General features: G+C 74.3%; 13 protein-coding genes. 5 read left to right on the top strand and 8 right to left on the bottom strand.

Annotated features, from left to right (window positions below):
- Positions 1-33 precede the first annotated feature (33 nt).
- Both ACZ6KF_RS05745 and ACZ6KF_RS05740 read right to left on the bottom strand, forming a co-directional pair.
- Positions 34-1641 carry an AMP-binding protein gene (locus ACZ6KF_RS05745; RefSeq protein ID WP_356627791.1) on the bottom strand — a complete coding sequence of 536 codons (1608 nt, stop codon included), beginning with the start codon at positions 1639-1641 and terminating at the stop codon, positions 34-36.
- The gene (locus ACZ6KF_RS05740) at positions 1638-3311 is read right to left on the bottom strand and encodes an AMP-binding protein (protein WP_469237434.1); all 1674 of its coding nucleotides are present in this window, start codon (positions 3309-3311) and stop codon (positions 1638-1640) included. The genes ACZ6KF_RS05745 and ACZ6KF_RS05740 overlap by 4 nt, the downstream gene beginning before the upstream one ends.
- A 145-nt stretch (positions 3312-3456) precedes the next feature.
- Here ACZ6KF_RS05740 and ACZ6KF_RS05735 point away from each other — a divergent pair, with 145 nt between their 5' ends.
- The 3 genes from ACZ6KF_RS05735 to ACZ6KF_RS05725 all read left to right on the top strand — a co-directional run bounded on the left by ACZ6KF_RS05735 (position 3457) and on the right by ACZ6KF_RS05725 (position 8646).
- Entirely contained in the window at positions 3457-4263 is an 807-nt protein-coding gene (locus ACZ6KF_RS05735) for a helix-turn-helix transcriptional regulator (protein ID WP_469237593.1), read from the top strand.
- Positions 4264-4689: 426 nt separating this feature from the next.
- A complete protein-coding gene (locus tag ACZ6KF_RS05730) occupies positions 4690-7506 on the top strand; it encodes a helix-turn-helix transcriptional regulator (RefSeq protein ID WP_469175783.1) in 2817 nt (938 codons plus the stop codon).
- Positions 7507-7839: 333 nt separating this feature from the next.
- Entirely contained in the window at positions 7840-8646 is an 807-nt protein-coding gene (locus tag ACZ6KF_RS05725; RefSeq protein ID WP_356627787.1) for a S1 family peptidase, read from the top strand.
- Between the two features lie 135 nt (positions 8647-8781).
- On the opposite strand, the gene ACZ6KF_RS05720 is transcribed toward ACZ6KF_RS05725, so the two are convergent.
- Positions 8782-9885, bottom strand: coding sequence for a winged helix DNA-binding domain-containing protein (locus tag ACZ6KF_RS05720; protein ID WP_469237432.1), 1104 nt, complete (start codon positions 9883-9885; stop codon positions 8782-8784).
- A gap of 140 nt (positions 9886-10025) precedes the next feature.
- Between ACZ6KF_RS05720 and ACZ6KF_RS05715 the strand changes: the two genes are divergently transcribed.
- A complete protein-coding gene (locus tag ACZ6KF_RS05715; RefSeq protein WP_356627785.1) occupies positions 10026-11009 on the top strand; it encodes a polysaccharide pyruvyl transferase family protein in 984 nt (327 codons plus the stop codon).
- A 347-nt stretch (positions 11010-11356) separates the two neighbouring features.
- Here the strand turns inward: ACZ6KF_RS05715 and ACZ6KF_RS05710 are convergent, their stop codons facing one another.
- Positions 11357-12400, bottom strand: a complete 1044-nt coding sequence (locus ACZ6KF_RS05710; protein WP_356627784.1) for a glycosyltransferase — start codon at positions 12398-12400, stop codon at positions 11357-11359.
- 120 nt (positions 12401-12520) lie between these two features.
- Between ACZ6KF_RS05710 and ACZ6KF_RS05705 the strand changes: the two genes are divergently transcribed.
- Positions 12521-12985 (top strand): SRPBCC family protein, encoded by a 465-nt coding sequence (locus ACZ6KF_RS05705; RefSeq protein WP_356627783.1) that lies wholly within the window; start codon positions 12521-12523, stop codon positions 12983-12985.
- Between the two features lie 181 nt (positions 12986-13166).
- Here ACZ6KF_RS05705 and ACZ6KF_RS05700 read toward each other — a convergent pair whose 3' ends face one another.
- The 4 genes from ACZ6KF_RS05700 to ACZ6KF_RS05685 all read right to left on the bottom strand — a co-directional run bounded on the left by ACZ6KF_RS05700 (position 13167) and on the right by ACZ6KF_RS05685 (position 18454).
- The gene (locus ACZ6KF_RS05700) at positions 13167-14339 is read right to left on the bottom strand and encodes an XdhC family protein (RefSeq protein WP_356627782.1); all 1173 of its coding nucleotides are present in this window, start codon (positions 14337-14339) and stop codon (positions 13167-13169) included.
- 157 nt (positions 14340-14496) lie between these two features.
- Entirely contained in the window at positions 14497-16884 is a 2388-nt protein-coding gene (pucD, locus tag ACZ6KF_RS05695; protein ID WP_469237429.1) for a xanthine dehydrogenase subunit D, read from the bottom strand.
- Positions 16881-17567 carry a (2Fe-2S)-binding protein gene (locus ACZ6KF_RS05690; RefSeq protein ID WP_469158226.1) on the bottom strand — a complete coding sequence of 229 codons (687 nt, stop codon included), beginning with the start codon at positions 17565-17567 and terminating at the stop codon, positions 16881-16883. Before ACZ6KF_RS05690 ends, pucD begins: the two co-directional genes overlap by 4 nt.
- Positions 17567-18454: an FAD binding domain-containing protein gene (locus ACZ6KF_RS05685; protein WP_356627779.1), complete on the bottom strand. Its 888-nt coding sequence runs from the start codon at positions 18452-18454 to the stop codon at positions 17567-17569. Before ACZ6KF_RS05685 ends, ACZ6KF_RS05690 begins: the two co-directional genes overlap by 1 nt.
- Between the last annotated feature and the right edge of the window lie 305 nt (positions 18455-18759).

Below are 18759 nucleotides of genomic sequence, written 5' to 3'. Positions count from 1 at the left end.
GAGCCCCGTGCTGCCGAACGGCCGGGCGGCGGGTCAGGCGGTGAATCGCTCCCTGAGTTCGATCTTGCGTACCTTTCCGGACACCGTCATCGGGAAGGAGTCCAGCACCTGGAGCCGGCTCGGGATCTTGTAGTGGGCGAGCCGTCCCTGGCAGAAGGCGCGGATGTCGTCCAGGGCGGGGGGATCGGCGGGGTCGCGGGGGATGACGCAGGCCAGCACTTCCTCGCCGTAGTGCGGGTGGGGCACGCCGACGACCTGGACGTCGGCGATCTTCGGATGGCCGTAAAGGAACTCCTCGATCTCGCGCGGGTAGATGTTCTCGCCGCCCCGGATGATCATGTCCTTGATGCGGCCGACGATCTCGACGTAACCGTCGGGGCGCATCACCGCGAGGTCACCCGTGTGCATCCAGCGTGCGGGGTCGACGGCCTCGGCGGTCTTGTCGGGCTCGTTCCAGTAGCCGAGCATCACGCTGTAGCCACGGGTGCACAACTCACCGGCCGCGCCGCGGGGTTGGGTCACTCCGGTGGCGGGGTCCACGATCTTCACCTCGATGTGGGGCAGGACGCGGCCGACGGTGGCCGTGCGGTGTTCCAGGTCGTCGTCCGCGCGGGTCTGGAGGGACACCGGGGAGGTCTCGGTCATGCCGTAGCAGATGGAGACCTCGCGCATGTGCATCTCGGCGACGACCCGTTTCATCACCTCCACCGGGCAGGGCGAGCCCGCCATGATGCCGGTGCGCAGGGAGGTGAGGTCGTAGGAGGCGAAGTCGGGGAGGTTCAGCTCGGCGATGAACATGGTCGGGACGCCGTAGAGGGAGGTGCACCGCTCGCGCTGTACCGCCTCCAGGGTCGCCCTCGGGTCGAAGGACGGGGCCGGGATGACGATGCAGGCGCCGTGGGAGGTCGCGCCCAGGTTGCCCATGACCATGCCGAAGCAGTGGTAGAAGGGCACGGGCAGGCAGACCCGGTCCTGCTCGGTGTATCCGATCGTACGGCCCACCCAGTAGCCGTTGTTGAGGATGTTGTGGTGGGAGAGCGTGGCGCCCTTCGGGAAACCGGTGGTGCCCGAGGTGTACTGGATGTTGATCGGGTCATCGCATGTCAATGCGGCCTCCTGCGAGGCGAGTTGCTCGGCGGGGACGGATCGCGCCGCCTCCGTCAAGGCGTCCCAGCTCCTGTCGCCGATGTACACCGTCTCCCGCAACTGCGGGCACCGGCCCCGCACTTGCTCCACCAGCGCCCGGTAGTCGCTGCCCTTGTGCGCGAGGGAGGCGACGAGCAGGGTCACTCCCGCCTGGCCCAGGACGTACTCCAGCTCGTGCGCCCGGTACGCCGGATTGATGTTGACCAGGATGACGCCGATGCGGGCGGTGGCGTACTGGATCAGCACCCACTCGGGGCAGTTGACCGCCCAGATGCCGACCCGGTCGCCCTTGCGCAGTCCCTTGGCGAGCAGCCCGCGTGCCACCTCGTCGACGGCCGCGCCGAACTCGGCGTAGGTCCAGCGGCGTCCGGACACCACGTCGACCAGCGCCTCGCGGTCCGGGTGGGCGGCGACGGCCCGGTCGAGGCTCGCGCCGATGGTGTCGCCGAGGAGCGGCGTCCGGCTCGTGCCGTGGCTGTAGGAGGCCGTCGTCACCGGAAGTCCTCCTCGCGGTACTCGTCGGCGGAGCCGGCGCCCGCGGCCGTCGCCTCGCGCAGCTCGATGCGGCGGATCTTGCCCGACACGGTCTTCGGCAGGTCGCCGAACTCCAGGCGGCGGATGCGCCTGTAGGGCGCGAGCACCTCGCGGGAGTGCTCGAACAGCACCTTCGCGGTGTCCGGGCCGGGCTCCCAGCCGTCGGCGAGGACGACGTACGCCTTCGGCACGGCGAGCCGCAGTTCGTCCGGGGCGGGCACGACCGCCGCCTCGGCGACCGCCTCGTGCTCCAGCAGCGCGCTCTCCAGCTCGAACGGGGAGATCTTGTAGTCGGAGGCTTTGAACACGTCGTCCCGACGACCGACAAACGTAATATATCCGTTCTCGTCCCGTGTTCCGATGTCACCGGTGCGGTAGTAGCCGCCGGCCATCGCCTCCGCCGTGCGATCCGGGTCGCCGTGGTAGCCGGTCATCAGGCCGACCGGGCGGGTGGACAGATCGAGCGCGATCTCGCCCTCGGACGCGCCGGGTTCGCCCGTGACCGGGTCGAGGAGTTCGACGCGGTAGCCGGGGCTGGGGCGGCCCATGGAACCGGTCTTCAGCGGCTGGCCGGGGGTGTTGGCGATCTGCACCGCCGTCTCGGTCTGCCCGAAGCCGTCCCGGACCGTCACGCCCCACGCCCGCCGGACCTGCTCGATGACCTCCGGGTTGAGCGGCTCCCCGGCGGCCACGGCCTCGCGGGGCGGGGTGCGCAGGTGGGTGAGGTCGGCCTGGATGAGCATCCGCCACACCGTGGGCGGGGCGCAGAAGGAGGTCACTCCGGCCCGGTCCATCTCGGCCATCAGGCGGGCCGGGTCGAAGCGGGTGTAGTTGTGGAGGAAGACGGTCGCCTCGGCGTTCCAGGGGGCGAAGAGGTTGGACCAGGCGTGCTTGGCCCAGCCGGGCGAGGAGATGTTGAGGTGGACGTCGCCCGGCTTCAGGCCGATCCAGTACATGGTGGCCAGATGCCCGATCGGGTACGAGACGTGGGTGTGCTCGACCAGCTTGGGGCGGGCGGTGGTCCCCGAGGTGAAGTAGAGCATCAGCGGGTCGTCCGCGTGGGTGGGGCCGTCGGGCGTGAAGCCGGCCGGGGCGTCGTACGCCTCCTCGTACCGCTGCCAGCCGTCCGGTGCGCCGCCTGCCGCGATGCGCGTGTAGTCGCCGGGGACGTCGTCGAACTTGCCGGTGTCGTCGGCCCGGACCAGTACGTGCCGGACCCGGCCGCGGTCGACGCGGTCGCGCAGGTCTGCGGGTCCGAGCAGCGGGGTGGCCGGGATGACGACGGCGCGCAGCTTCATCGCGGCCAGCGCGGTCTCCCACAGCTCGGCCTGGTTGCCGAGCATGACGAGGACGCGGTCGCCGGCGCGCACCCCGCGTGCGCGCAGCCAGTTGGCCGCCCGGTCGGAGCGTTCGGACAGCTCGGCGAAGGTGAGGCGCATCTCGGCGCCGTCCTCCTCGACGATGTGCAGGGCGGTGCGGTCGTTGCCGTCGGCGATGACGTCGAACCAGTCGAGCGCCCAGTTGAAGCGGTCGGGGCGGGGCCATGCGAAGTCCCGGTGGGCGGTGGCGTAGTCCTCTCGGTGCCGCAGCAGGAAGTCCCGTGCCTCGCGGAAGCGCTCCGTCGCCGTCATTCGTCCTCCTTCGTGCCGGACCATTGCCGGGCGGCTCGCTGTCATCGTGTAATCCGTGATGCAGGTCTCACTACCCCCGAACGGGGGGAGTGCGCTGCGGTGAAGGAGCGAACGCGTGGTGACGGAAGCGGCCGGTGCGGACGAGATGCGGGGCGCGCTGGTGCGGCTGCGACGGTCGACCGGGCTGCCGGTGGCCTTCGGCGGACTGGTGGAGCCCGGCCGGCCGCGGCTGCGGATCAGCGAGCTGAGCGGCACGCGGACGCTCGCGCTCAGCTCCCTCGCGGTGAGCACGGGCAGCGGTCTCGGCGGGCGAGCGGTGGCACTGGGCCGGCCGTGCGCGGTGCCGGACTATCCGTCGTCGCGGCGGATCAGCCACGAGTACGACGCACCGGTCGCCGCCGAGGGGCTGCGGTCGGTGCTGGCGGTGCCGGTGGTCGTACGGCGCCGGGTGCGGGGCGTGCTGCACGGCGCCCTGCGCGCGGCCCAGCCGCTGGGCGACCGCACGCTGAGCGCGGCGGTGGAGGCGGCACGGGACGTGGAGCAGGCGCTGGTGGTGCGGGAGGAGGCGCGGGACCTGCTGGCCGCTGCGTCGCCGGGGCCGGACCGGGACCCGGGCGCCGCGCGGGAGCGGGAGCGGGTGCGGGAGGCGCACGCGGCGCTGCGGGCGCTGGCTCCGCGGATCGCGGACGCGGCGCTGCGGGCCGAGCTGCTGGAGGCGTGCGGACTGCTGGTGGCGCAGGGCGGCGGCCCGGAGGGGGTCGGCCTGGCGCCTCGGGAGGTGGACGTGCTGGCGTGCGTGGCGGCCGGGGCGACCAACGCGGTGGCCGCGGGGCGGCTGGGACTGCGGCCGGAAACCGTCAAGGGCTATCTGCGGTCGGCCATGCGCAAGCTGGGCGCCCGGACCCGGGGGGAGGCGGTGGCGGCGGCGCGCCGGGCGGGGCTGTTGCCGTAGACGGGAGGGCCCGCCCCCGGGCGGGGGGCCGGAGCGGGGGCGGAGCGCGGCTGGACGGCATGGGAGGGAGGGACGGGCCCCGGGCACCGAGGCGGCGCAGGGCCGGTGGCGGCACGGCGCCGGTGTTGGCGCAGGGCCGCGGCGGACGGCATCGGAAGGGCGGCGGATCGACAACGGTTCAGCGGCGAATCGGCGACGGAGCGACAACGGAGCGGGGCGGACCGGTCGCCGATCGGTCGCGGATCGAGCACGGATGGGCGGCGGACCGGCGGCGAACCGGCGGCGGACCGGCAGTGAACCGGCGACGGATCGACCGCAGAATTTGCTTCCGCACCGAATCTGTTATTTCCCTCACCACATCGCCCCTCCGAATTTCAACGACACGTTGCCTAGAATTTGGCCCGAACACGACACTCGGAGGGAGCGGTGACCGTGCGACGGGACTTCCAGGAGCCTGCCAGATGCCGCCCCGACCTGGTCATCGGCCGGGACGAGCTGTTCACGGCCGCGCGTGACCAGCTCGGCCGGGGCGGCAGTGTGCTGCTCCACGGGCCCGCCGGAATAGGGAAATCGACCGTCCTGCGGTCGTTGACCGCGGATTACGCCCGCGCGGCGCGCACCGTGTTGCGCTGCTCCGCCACCGAGTCCGAATCGCATCTGCCCTTCCTCGCCCTCGCCGACCTCCTCGGCCAGGTCCTGCACAGGGTCTCCGACAAGCTGCCCGCCGCGCAGAGCACGGCCCTGGAGTCGGCGCTCACCGGCCGCGGCGAGTCCACCCTCCAGCGCGACGGTCTCGCGCTGCGCCTGGCGGTGCTGTCGGCGCTGCGCGCGCTGGCCGTCGACGGGCCGGTGCTGGTCGTCGCCGACGATGTGCAGTGGCTGGATTCGGCCAGTGCCGAACTGCTCGGGTTCGCCGCCCGCCGCCTGGGCGACACCCCGGTCCAGCTGCTGGCCGCGGTGCGCACCGACGGGCAGGAGTACGACCGTCATCTGCGCGCCGCCCCGCCGGACACCCTGGCGGTCCGCCTCGGCGCCCTCTCCCGCGCCCAGGTGTCCGCGCTGCTCGAGAACCGCGGCTACACCGGCCTGCCCCGCTCGACCGTGCGGGACATCCACCGCACCAGCGGCGGCAACCCGCTGTTCGCGCTGGAGCTGGGCCGTGCGCTGGCCGAGAATCCGACGCCGCCGCGCCCCGGCGAACCGCTGCCGGTGCCGACGTCGCTGCGCGCCCTGGTGCTGAGCCGGCTGGAGATGCTGTCGGCCGAGGCCCGGCACACCCTGCTGGTGGCCAGCGCCGGCGCCCGCCCCACGCTGGCCCTGCTGCGCGCGGCCGGCCGGGAGAACGCCGAGGCGGAGACCGCGCGGGCGGCGGAGCTGGGGCTGCTGGCGACGGAGCCGGAGGGGCCGGCCGTACGGTTCGCCCACCCGCTGATCTCGGCCGCGCTGTACGCGGAGGCGCCCGCGCACGAGCGGCGGGCCGCGCACGCCGCCCTGTCGACGGCGGCGTCCGACCCGATCGAGCGTGCCCGGCACCTGGCGCTGGCCACGGCCGGCACCGATCCGGGGGTCGCGGCGCGGCTCGCCGGGGCCGCGGCGCTGGCCCGGGACCGCGGGGCGCCCTCGGTGGCCGCCTCGCTCATGCTGCTGTCGGCCCGGCACACGCCGGCCAACGGCGCTCCGGGGCCGGACGAGCGCCGGCTGCAGGCCGCGGAGGACGCGATCATGGCCGGGGAGGTGGACCTCGCCCGGGACATCGCCCGCGAGGTGCTGACCCGGGCCACGGTGCCCGCGGACCGGGTGCGGGCCTGGATGGTGGTGATCGAGGCCGCCGGGCAGGCCCTCGGGGAGGTCGACGCCGTCTTCCCGCAGGTGCTGGCCGACGCGGGCGACGACCCGCGGCTGCTGGCGCTGGTGCACTACCAGCTGGCGTGGCGCGCCCTGGTCGTGGAGGGCGACTTCGCGGAGGGCCGGGAGGAGGCCGCGCACGCCGCCGAGCTGGCCGCCCGCGGCGGCGACCGGCGCACCGAGCTGCTGGCGCTGGCTTTCCAGGCTCAGGCCGAGACCCTGATGGGCCACCCGGACGCCCCGGCGACCATCAAACGCGCGCTGAAGGAGCCGCAGGACCCGCAGGTCGCCTGCCATCACAACGGCGCGGGCTCGACCCGGCTGCGCTGGCTGCTGATGGGCGACCAGCTGTCCGAGGCGCGCAGCACGGTCACGGCGCTGCTGCGGGAGGTGCGACGGCGCGGCATGGTCGAGAGCGAAGTGCACTTCCTGCGCATGCTGGCCGAGGCGGAGCTGCGCTCGGGGCACTGCGGGCGTGCCCTGGACCTGTCCCGCGAGAGCCTGCGGCTGGCCCGTGACTCCGGGATCGGCGAGGTGGCCTCCGCGGTGCTCACCTCGCTCGCGGAGGCCTCCGGCGGGGACGTGCAGCGCGGGCTCGCGCTGGCCGAGGAGGCGGTGCGGCACGCCGAGGACGACGGCGACCAGATCTACATGTCCCGTGCCCTGGCCGCCCTCGGCTACGTCCAGCTGGTCGCCGGGGACGCGCCGGGCACGGTGCGCTCGCTGCGCCGGGTGCGGGAGCTGGAGCACGGCCTCGGCGTCACCGACCCGGCGCGCGGGCGCTGGCACGGCGACCTCGCCGAGGCGCTGGTGCTGATCGGCGAACCGGACGAGGCGCGGGACCTGATCGAGGTGACGCGCGAGCAGGCGCTGCGGCTGGGCCGGGAGAGCACGCTCGCGGTGCTCGACCGGGGCGAGGCCCTGCTGCGCGCGGCGCGGGGCGAACACGACGCGGCGTGCGCGCAGTTGACGTCGGTTCAGGACCGGCTCGCCAAGCTGGGCTGCGGCCTGGAGGAGGCGCGGACCGCGTTCGCGCTGGCCCGGCTGCGCACCCGGCGGCCGGGTCCGACGTCGTACGACGAGGCGGCGCGGCTGTTCCGGCGGTGCCGTGCGCTGCCCTGGCTGCGTCAGGTGGACGCGGCGATCGCGGCCGGCGCCGCCGAGCCGGCCGTCCCCGCGCCCGCCCCGGTGGTGCCGGACGCGCTGGAGGGGCTGGCGTCGATGGAGCGTCAGGTCGCGGCGCTGGTGATGGAGGGCGCGACCAACCGGGAGATAGCCGGGCGGCTGTTCATCAGCGTCAAGACGGTCGAGGCGACGCTGACCCGGGTCTACCGCAAGCTGGGGATCCGTTCCCGGGTGGACATCGTCCGGCTGGCGGCGGCGCGGCACGCCCGGTAGGCGGCACGCGCAGGGACCGGGCGGGGGCGGCTGGTAGGGGCACGCGTAGGGACCGGCCGGGGCAACTGGCGGGGGCACGCGTACGGACCGGACCGGGGCAACTGGCGGGGCGCCCGCCCGGCAGAGGCTGTCCTCAAGCCGCCGCCGGGGGCGCGACCGAGGGTTTTCCCTGCCCCAACTCCACTAGGGGAGTCCCTCATTGGGGCGGTACGAAGGCCGGTCCTAGCGTAGGGGACGTGCCGCTCGCCGGGCACATGGGGGTCGGTCCCGAGACCCTCGTGAACCACCCCCCGCACCCGCGCGACCCCCCACCGGCAACCCCTGAGGAGACTCATGTTCGGGCTCATCCGCGCCAGAAGGAACGGTTCCGCGAGAAAGACCGCCGTCGCCCTCGCCGCTACGGCCGCCGCCGCGGCGACCGCTCTGGCCGGCTCCCCCGCCGCCGCCGCTCCGCAGCCCATCGTGGGCGGGACGACCACCACCACGACCACGTATCCGTTCATGATGCAGATCACCGACTCGTCGCAGAACCAGTTCTGCGGCGGCACGCTGGTCTCGCCGACGAAGGTCGTCACCGCCGCGCACTGCATGGTCGGGGAGACCACCAGCAGCGTCCGCGTCGTCGGCGGGCGCACCTACCGCAACGGCACCAACGGCACCGTCGCCCGGGTCAGCAGGATCTGGATCCACCCGAACTACACCGACGCCACCAACGGCGAGGACGTCGCCGTGCTGACGCTGTCGACGTCGATGCCGTACACCCCGGCGAAGTACGTCTCGTCGACCGAGACGTCCGTGTACGCGGCCGGCACCACCGCCCGCATCGTCGGCTGGGGCACCACCCGTTCCGGCGGCAGCTCCTCCAACCAGCTGCGCACCGCCACCGTCCCCACGGTCTCGGACACCAGCTGCCGCACCTCGTACGGATCCGACTACGTCGCCGCCGAGATGGTCTGCGCCGGCTACTCCTCCGGCGGCGTGGACACCTGCCAGGGCGACAGCGGCGGCCCGCTCCTCATCGGGGGCGTGCTGGCCGGCATCACCTCCTGGGGCGAGGGCTGCGCGGCGGCCGGCTACCCCGGCGTCTACACCCGGCTCACCACCTTCTCCAGCCTGGTGACCACTCAGGTCAACTCGTGACGGGCCGGTGAACCAAGGCTCCTGAGTACCACTCAGGTGAAAAACCAGGGGGCGTTGCGGGCCTCCACGAGCGGCCCGCAACGCCCCCTCTCCATGCGCCGGTTCACCGAGGCAGCGCGTCACCGGTCATCCGGTTCAGCCGGTCACCGTGCCGAACCGGAAGTCGTACGACTCCCCCGGCGCGAGGACCTCCAGCATCCGCTCCCCCTCGCCCGCCACGGCCGCGCGCTGCGCTCCGGTCAGCGCGTCGAACTCCTCGACGACCAGGGCGTCCTCGGTCAGCCGCCAGACGCCCGCCACGAAACCGTCCACGAGCAGCGGGCGGTGGAAGGTGTTCACCCGCCAGGTGCGGCCCCTGTGCCGGGCGGGCAGCACCCGGGTGCGGTCGGCGTGCGAGAGCAGCAGGTTGTCGAACTCGGGCAGGAAGCGGGGCGGTGCCGGGGTGTCCGGGTCGGGGCGGGGCGCGTCGGGCAGGTCGAACAGCTCGACGCCGTTCTCGTCCCGGAAGACCGCCAGCCGGGGCCGCAGGCCCTCGAAGGCGGCGCGCAGCCGGGTCAGCCCGCACCAGACCTGCATGTCCTTGACGGAGGCGGGCCCGAAGGCGGCCAGATAGCGCCGGACGACGTCCTCGACGTCCGCGGCGGGCGGGGCGGGCCGGCCGAGCCACCGCTCGACGGTGGTGAGGGCCACCTGTCCACCGCGCCCCCAGATCCCGCGCGGGGTGACCTGGACGAGCGGGAGCGTGCAGCGGGCGGCGACGGCGAGGGAGGCCGGGTCGGCGTCCGGCCACTCGGCCCCGAGCGCGTCCCTCAACTGCCGCATGGTGCGCGGCTCCTCCTCGACCAGCTCACGGGCGCGGGCGGCGAGGCGGTCCAGGTCGACGCCGGCCAGGCCCTCCCGGAAGTTCCTCAACTCCCGGAGCACGACCGGCTGGACCAGCGGGCGCAGGGCGAGGGCGTCCTCGGCGGTGTGCAGGTGGATGGTCGAGCGCAGGGTGACGATCCGTACCGCCTCCCGCCGCTCCAGGGGCCCGGCCAGCCGGTCCGGCGCGAAACCGTCCAGGCGGGCGGCGAGCGCGACGTACGGCGGCTTGACCTCCTGCGCCTGGAGGCCGACGAGGTGCTCCACGGCGGCCGGCGCGGACAGGGCCGAGCGGCGCAGGAGCAGCTGCCGGTCGAGGGTGGCGCGGTTGAGGGCGCGCGGGCCGAGGACGGGTGCGGCGGGGGTGGCCTTCGTCATGGGACGACCGTAGGGCCTGACGGGCACGCCCGAGGGGACCGGGCGGCAGGGCGGGGCGGGGTGATCGAGCGGGTCGACCGGGTGGGTGTGCCGGCGGCGCGGTGATTGGAGCGGAGCGTACGGGGCACCCGTGCCGCACTGTGGAGCCACGACTGCGCATCCTGGTCGTCGGGTGGTTCAGCTTCCGGGACGGGGAGGCGACCGCCGGGGACGTGCTGGCCCTGAAACGGGTGGAGGACGTGCTGGCGCGGCGCGGGGCGCCGTACGACGTCGTATGGAGCCCGGTGTTCCGGGAGCGGGCCCTGCACTTCGAGCGGGTGCGGCCGGAGGACTACTCCCATCTGATCTTCGTGTGCGGGCCGTTGCACGGTCCGCGGATCGAGGAGCTGCACCGGCGGTTCGCGCACTGCGTCCGGATCGCGGTCGGCACGTCCGTGATCGACCCGGCGAGCCCCGCCGTCACCGGGTTCCACCGGGTGCTGGCCCGCGACGCCCGGGACGAGGAACCGGTGGTGGACCTGTCGGCCCGGGCCCCCGCCACGCCGGTCAGGCCGGTGGTCGGGGTGATCCTCACCCACGGGCAGCACGAGTACGGGCGGCAGCGGCGGCACGCGGAGGTCGCCGAGGCGGTGACCCGGTGGCTGTCGGCCAAGCAGTGCGCGCGTCTGGAGCTGGACACCCGGCTCGACGCGCACGACTGGCGGCTGTGCTCGACGCCCTCCCAGCTGACGTCGGTCCTGGCCCGGCTGGACCTCGTCGTCACCGACCGGCTGCACGGGCTGGTGCTCTCCCTGCGCGCCGGCACCCCGGCCCTGGCCGTCGATCCGGTGGCGGGGGGCGCGAAGGTGACGGCTCAGGCGCGGGCGTGCGGCTGGCCGGCGGTGGTGCCGGCGGAGGCGCTCACGGCGGGCGGGCCGAACGGGCACGGGCCGGGCTCCGGCGGGCTGGACGCGGGCGGGCTGGAGCGATGGTGGCACTGGTGCCTCACGGCCGGGCGCCGTGAGGCACACCGGTTGCGTGCCGAGTTCCGGGAAGGAGCGGTGCGGGACAGCGCGGCGGGGCTGTGGCAGGCGCTGGAGTCGGCGTCCCCGGCGCCCGCGCACGAGGCGCACGAGGTCGGCTGAGTCGTCGCGGCCCGTCGGCCCCTCTGTCCTGCGGAGTCCTCCCGTCCCTGAGTCCTTCAGTCCTTCTCGTGTGCCCCCGAGCAGGTCGGGCGGCCCGTCGGTCCCGCGGCTCGGTCCGTGAGTTAGTCCGGGGATTTCGGGGGCACACGAGTGGGACGGAGACGCGCCGGAACCAGCCGGATTGCGGAGACGCGGGGATACGGAGATACGGAGACCGCTCCGAAGACCATTGCGGAGAAACGCGCACGGCCTCGGTCCGGGGGGCGACCCGGACCGAGGCCGTGGGCTCTTGTCCCGGCACTTCCCGGCACTTGGCTGGTCCCTGTCGTCGCTGCGCCGCTTGCCGCTCACGCCACTTCCTGCCAGGCGGGCGCCCTTCGGTGCCGCCAGAGTCCGCTGAGCCAGTGCCAGGTGGCCGTCGGCGGGATGAGCGCGCTGGTCACGACGACGGTCGTCACCTCGTCGCGGGTGCGCGGACCGGGCAGGATGCGGGCGCGGGCGTACTCGGCGGTGCCCACGGCCCAGACGAGTCCGGCGGCGAGAGCGGGCCCGCGGTGCCGGGTGACCGCGAGGGCGCAGGCGGCGGCGCCGGTCGCGGTGACGGCCAGATGGGCGCGGATCGGACCGCGCGGGGCGACCGCCTTGTGCCACCAGCCGGGACCGTGCAGCCGCAGCATGAGGGCGTCGTCGGCGTGGCCGCGCTGGGCGCGCACCGAGGCCCAGCGGTCGGCGCGGTGGACGGGGTGCCGGGCGCTGCGCCGCCCCTGCCGTATGCGCCGACGGTCGTCGAGGAGGCGCAGCGCGAGGTCGGTGCCGTCGCGGTGGGAGCGGCGGAACCGTTCGTCGAAGCCGTGGACCTGCTTGAGGGCGTCGGTGCGGTACGCCATGTCGGCGGTGCTCCAGCGGGCCCGCGCGCGGGCGACGGTGTCGCGCTCCCAGTCGGTGGGCGGGCGCGCGCCGGGCAGGGGGACGTCGATGACGCCCTGCACGGCGGCGGTGTCGGGGTCGGCGGCGCGCAGGTCCTCGGCGAGCTGCTCGCACCAGTGCGGCCCGACCTGGACGTCGTCGTCCAGGAAGACGACCCAGGGCGAGGCGACCGCGCGCAGTCCGGTGTTGCGGGCGGCGGAGGGGCCGTGGCCGTGGCCGTACAGCACGGTGGTGCGGTCCCGCAGGTGGCTGAGGACGGCGAGCGGGTGTTCGAGGTCGGCGGGGTCGGGAGCGGGCCGGTCGTCCACGAGGACGATCTCGCGGGGCTCGGGTCCGGTTGCGGCGGCGAGCGCGGCGAGGCAGTCGGCGAGGGTGTCCCGTACGACGGTGGGCACGACCACGGCGTACGCGGGGGCGTGGGCGGGTGCCGTCGTCGCTGGGGTGCTGGGGCCGGGATCGTGCATGAGGGACGACTTTCTGGCGGGGCAGGGCGGCGGACCGGGCGCGCTCTCGGTCTTCGCGGGTGCCAGGGTGGAGCCGTCTCAAACGCGGCGACGTGGCCGGGCTCCGTCTAGGCTCGCCCCGTGGCCCTCTTCCGCGTGCGCCGTACGACGTCCCTCGCCCCGTCCGAGGCCTGGCGCCGGCTGACGGACTGGCCCCGGCACGGCGACGCGGTCCCGCTGACCCGTGTCACGGTGACGACGCCGCCGCCCGCTGGGCCCGGCACGGAACTGGTCGCCCGCACGGGGATCGGCCCGCTGGCGTTCGACGACCGCATGGAGGTCACGGTGTGGCGGCCGCCGCGGGAGGGCGGCGGGGGCCGGTGCCGGCTGGAGAAGCGCGGGCGGCTGGTCCGCGGCTGGGCGGAGATCGAGGTCGCCCCGGACCCGGGCGGCGCCGGGCGGACGCTGATCGGCTGGCACGAGGAACTCCGCCTGCCGCTGCCGCTCCCCCGCCCCGTGGACGGCCTGCTGGCCCGCGTGGCCCGGCGCGCGTTCGCCCGCGCCGTGGACCGCCTGCTGGGCGACGGCACAGCCGGAGTTCCCTGACGGGCGCACCTCGAGATCGGCCCGGCCGCGCCGTACGCGCCGGGCGCGTGCAGGCACGGCGTCGGACGGCGGCGGCATGGGCGGCCGGTGCGGCCCGTGCGGCCCGTGCGCCTCACCGACCCGGCGGCACGGGTGCACGCCGTCCGCGCGCCCAACGCCGGCGACTGCGGCCCCGGCCTGCTCAGGCCGCGCCCGGCGGACGACCGCCGACGGAGACCGGCCGCCGGGCGGCGCCGGGCGGGGCGCCGTGGTGGATGGGCGTGTGGGCGCCCGCCAAGGGGATGCCGGTGCCGCCGTGGCGGGCGGCGACGATTTCCGCGGCGATGGACAGGGCCGTCTCCTCCGGGGTGCGGGCGCCCAGGTCGAGGCCGATGGGCGAGCGCAGGCGGGAGAGTTCTGCCTCGGTCACGCCGGCCTCGCGCAGGCGGGCCTCGCGGTCCAGATGGGTGCGGCGGGAGCCCATCGCGCCGACGTACGCCACCGGCAGCCGCAGGGCGCGCTTCAGCAGCGGCACGTCGAACTTGGCGTCGTGGGTCAGCACGCACAGGACCGTGCGGCGGTCGGTCGCGGTGCGCTCCAGGTACCGGTGCGGCCACTCGACCACCACCTCGTCGGCGTCCGGGAAGCGGGCCGCGGTCGCGAAGACGGGGCGGGCGTCGCACACCGTCACCCGGTAGCCGAGGAACGTGCCGATCCGCACCAGGGCGGAGGCGAAGTCGACCGCGCCGAAGACGATCATGCGGGGCGGCGGGGCCGAGGTCTCGACCAGCAAGGTGAGCGGTGCTCCGCAACGTGAGCCCTGCTCTCCGACCTCCAGCGTGCCGGTGCGGCCGGCCTCCAGGAAGGCGCCCGCCTCGGCCGCGACGGTGCGGTCGAGATCCGGATGCGCGCCGAAGCCGCCGGCGTGGGAGCCGTCGGGGCGGACCAGCAGCGCGCGGCCCAGGAGGGGCGCCGGGCCGGAGACGATCCGCGCCACGGACGCCGGTTCGCGCCGGGCCGCGGCGGCCACCGCGGCTGCCGTCACCTGCCGCGCAGGGTCGCCCGCGCGGACCGGCGTCACCAGCACGTCGATGACGCCACCGCAGGTCAGGCCCACGGAGAAGGCGTCCTCGTCGCTGTAGCCGAAGCGCTCCAGGACCGGTTCGCCGTCCCGCAACGCCTGCCGGCACAGTTCGTAGACCGCGCCCTCCACGCAGCCGCCGGAGACCGAGCCCACGGCCGTGCCGTCGGCGTCGACCGCGAGGGCGGCGCCGGGCTGCCGGGGGGCACTGCCGCCGACGGACACCACGGTGGCCACGGCGAAGTCCCGTCCCTGTGTCACCCATCGGTGCAGCTCGTCGGCGATGTCCAACATGTCTCGGTCTCCTTGCCTGCCGGCCGTGCGGTTGCCGGCCGTGCGACCGTCTGCCGTGCGGTTGCCGGCCCTACGACCACCGTCTGCCGTACGGCCGTCTGCCGTACGACTGCCCGCGGTGCGACCCGCGGGCACAGCCGCCCGGCGGCTGCTACGCCTACGCCGTCCCCGTCAGGTGTTCCGGCCGTACCGGTGTCCGGTCGAGGGGCAGGCCCGTCGCCGCGCGGATCGCCGCCAGGACCGCCGGGGTCGAGGACAGCGTCGGGGCCTCGCCCACGCCGCGCAGGCCGTACGGGGCGTGGCCGTCGGCCAGTTCGAGAATGTCGACGGGGATGGTCGGGGTGTCGAGGATCGTGGGGATCAGGTAGTCGGTGAAGGACGGGTTGCGCACCTTCGCCGTCCTCGGGTCCACCACGATCTCCTCCATCACGGCGATGCCCAGCCCCTGCGTCGTGCCGCCCTGGATCTGGCCCACGACGGACAGCGGGTTGAGGGCCTTGCCCACGTCCTGGGCGCAGGCCAGCTCGACGACCTTGACCAGGCCCAGTTCGGTGTCGACCTCGACCACCGCCCGGTGCGCGGCGAAGGAGTACTGGACGTGGCCGTTGCCCTGGCCGGTGCGCAGGTCGAAGGGTTCGGTCGGCCGGTGCCGCCACTCCCGCTCGACCTCCACGGCCTCGTCCTCCAGCACGTCGGCCAGGTCGGCCAGCACCTCGCCACCGTCGGTGACGACCTTCCCGCCCTCCAGCAGCGGTTCGGCGGTGGCCCAGGCGGGGTGGTGGGAGCCGAACCTGCGGCGGCCGATCTCCAGCACCCGCTCCCGCACGAGTTCGCAGGCGTGCTTCACCGCGCCGCCGGTGACGTACGTCTGCCGGGAGGCCGAGGTCGAACCGGCGCTGCCCACCGCGGTGTCGGCCGGGTGGATGGTCACCTGCGCGACGCCCAGCTCGGTGCGGGCGATCTGCGCGTGGACGGTGACGCCGCCCTGGCCGACCTCGGCCATCGCGGTGTGCACGGTGGCGACGGCCTCGCCGCCGACGACCTCCATGCGCACCCGCGCCGTCGAGTAGTCGTCGAACCCCTCGGAGAAGCCGACGTTCTTGATGCCGACCGCGTAGCCGACGCCCCGGACGACGCCCTCGCCGTGCGTGGTGTTGGACAGGCCGCCGGGCAGCTGCCGTACGTCGGCGCCCTCGCTGCTCTCCCACTGGCGCTCGGGCGGCATGGGCATCGCCTTGACGCGGCGCAGGAGTTCGGCGACCGGGGCCGGGGAGTCGACGCGCTGGCCGGTCGGCATGAGGGTGCCCTGTTCCATGGCGTTGCGCTGCCGGAACTCGACCGGGTCCAGGCCCAGTCGCCCGGCGAGCCTGTCCATCTGCGCCTCGTAGGCGAAGCACGCCTGGACCGCGCCGAAGCCGCGCATGGCCCCGCAGGGCGGGTTGTTGGTGTAGAGGGCGAGGGCCTCGATGTCCACGTGGTCCACGGCGTAGGGGCCGACGGCGAGGGAGGCGGCGTTGCCGACGACGGCCGGGGAGGAGGAGGCGTAGGCGCCGCCGTCGAGCACGATGCGGCACTTGACGTGGGTGAGCCTGCCGTCGCTGGTCGCTCCGTGTTCGTAGTGGAGCCTCGCGGGGTGGCGGTGGACGTGCCCGAAGAACGACTCGAAGCGGTTGTAGACGATCTTGACGGGTTTGCCGGTGCGCAGCGCGAGCAGACAGGCGTGGATCTGCATCGACAGGTCCTCGCGTCCGCCGAACGCACCGCCGACGCCGGACAGCGTCATCCGGACCTTGTCCTCGGGCAGTCCGAGGACGGGGGCCATCTGGCGCAGGTCGGCGTGGAGCCACTGGGTGGCGATGTAGAGGTGGACGCCGCCGTCCTCCTCGGGCACGGCGAGCCCCGACTCGGGGCCGAGGAACGCCTGGTCCTGCATGCCGAAGGTGTACTCGCCCTCGACGATCACGTCGGCACGCGCGCGTGCCGCCTCGACGTCGCCGCGCACGATGGGCTGGCGGTGGACGATGTTGGGGTGCGGGACGTGGTGGGCGTGGTGGTCGTCGCGGTGCTCGTGGAGGAGGACGGCGTCCGGCGCGGTCGCGGAGGCCTCGTCGGTGACGACGGGCAGGTCCCGGTAGTCCACCTTGATCTTCGCGGCGGCGCGGCGGGCGGTCTCGGGGTGGTCGGCGGCGACGATGGCGACGGGTTCGCCGTGGTGGCGCACCCTGCCGTGGGCGAGGACGGGCGTGTCCCGGATCTCCAGGCCGTAGTGGCGCACGTCGGTCGGCAGGTCGTCGTAGGTCATGACGGCGTACACGCCCGGGGTGGCGAGGGCCTCGCCGGTGTCGATGGAGACGATCTCGGCGTGGGCGACGGGTGAGCGCAGGATCTGGCCCCAGAGCATGTCCTCGTGCCACATGTCGGAGGAGTACGCGAACTCGCCGGTGACCTTGAGGGTGCCGTCGGGGCGGAGCGTGGACTCGCCGACGCCGCCCTTGGTCCGCGCGCCCTGGGTGATCCTGGCGGGGGCGCCGTTGGGGGACGTCATGGCCGTACCGCCTCCTGCTGCCGGGCGGCCGCCAGACGGACCGCGTCCATGATCTTCTCGTAGCCGGTGCAGCGGCACAGGTTGCCCGAGAGGGCCTCGCGGATGTCCGCGTCGGTGGGCTCGGGGTTGCGTTCGAGCATCTCGTCGGCGGCGACGAGCAGGCCGGGCGTGCAGAAGCCGCACTGGACGGCGCCGGCGTCGATGAACGCCTGCTGGATGGGGGCGAGTCCGGCGCCCTCGCCGGTATGCGAGTCGCTGCCGCCCTCGGCCCGCCACCGCTTGGCGTCGTCGAGTGAGGTGCCGGGGGCGGTCGTCGAGGCGCCGGAGGCGGGCGTTGCCGTGCCGGGGAGGTCCGTGGGCGTGCCGGACGCGGGCGCCGCCGTGTCGCAGGCCGCCCTCGACGGACCCGACGCCGCCGTTGCGCGCGAGCGCTGCCTCGCGTACTCGGCGAGGCCCTCTACGGTGACGACGTCCCGGCCCTCCGCCTGGCCGGCGGCGACGAGGCAGGAGCACACCGGCACGCCGTCCAGGCGGACCGTGCAGGAGCCGCACTCGCCCTGTTCGCAGGCGTTCTTGGAGCCGGGCAGGCCGAGCCGCTCCCGCAGGACGTACAGCAGGGACTCGCCCTCCCAGACGTCGTCGGCCTCCTGCGGGCGGCCGTTGACCGTGAAACTGACGCGCATCACGCGACTCCCTCCGTGGTGGCGGCGCCGCGGTACGCCTCCCAGGTCCAGGTGAGCGTGCGGCGGGCCATGACGCCGACCGCGTGGCGTCGGTAGCTCGCGGTGCCCCGTACGTCGTCGATCGGGTTGCAGGCGGCGGCGCACAGGTCGGCGAACCGCTTGGCGACCGACGGGGTGACGATCTTGCCGTTGTCCCAGAAACCGCCCTCCTCCAGGGCCGCGGTGAGGAACTCCTCGGCCGCCTTCGCCCTGATCGGGGTGGGGGCTGCGGAGCCGATGCCGGTGCGGACCGTGCGGGTCGACGGGTGCAGGGCCAGGCCGAAGGCGCACACGGCGATGACCATGGCGTTGCGGGTGCCGACCTTGGAGAACTGCTGCGGCCCGTCGGCCTTCCTGATGTGCACGGCGCGGATCAGCTCGTCCGGTGCGAGGGCGTTGCGCTTGACGCCGGTGTAGAACGCGTCGATCGGGATCATGCGGGTGCCACGCACCGAGACGGCCTCGACCTCCGCGCCGGCGGCGAGCAGCGCGGGGTGGGCGTCGCCTGCCGGGGAGGCGGTGCCGAGGTTGCCGCCGACGCCGCCGCGGTTGCGGATCTGCGGGGAGGCGACGGTGTGGGAGGCCAGGGCGAGGCCCGGCAGCTCGGCGCTCAGGTGCTCGATGATCCGGCTGTACGGCACGCAGGCGCCCAGCCGCACGGTGTCCTCTCCGGTCTCCCAGGCGTAGAGGTCGTCGATGCGAGTGAGGTCGATGAGGTGGCCGGGCCTGCGGTGGTCGAAGTTGATCTCGACCATCACGTCGGTGCCGCCCGCGATCGGCACGGCGGCGGGGTGCTCGGCCTTCGCGGCGAGCGCCTCCTCCCAGCTGGAGGGGCGAAGGAAGTCCATGACCGGCTCTCTTCTTCGATCTTCTTCGATTGCTGCGATCCACTGCGATCTGCTGCGTCTCGGAAGTGCTGCGGAAGTGCTGCGGACGGAGCCGGTCCGGTGCGGCGGGCGAGGCTCGTTTCCTGTCCTGTTCACAGGGAGCGCAGTCAGTACACAGCGCCGTACTCCGGTGGGGTCAGTCACCGAAACCATGAAGGAGTTGGCTGGCCACAGGGGTCATCTTGTAGATTCGTATGAATGGAGGACATCGGAAACCTCCCGGTTCTCCGGTGGAAACGTGCAGCTCCAGCGGCGCGTCCGAGCCC

This window comes from Streptomyces sp. NPDC046379, from assembly GCF_055587785.1.
This window is presented reverse-complemented; position numbering and strand designations above follow the sequence as displayed.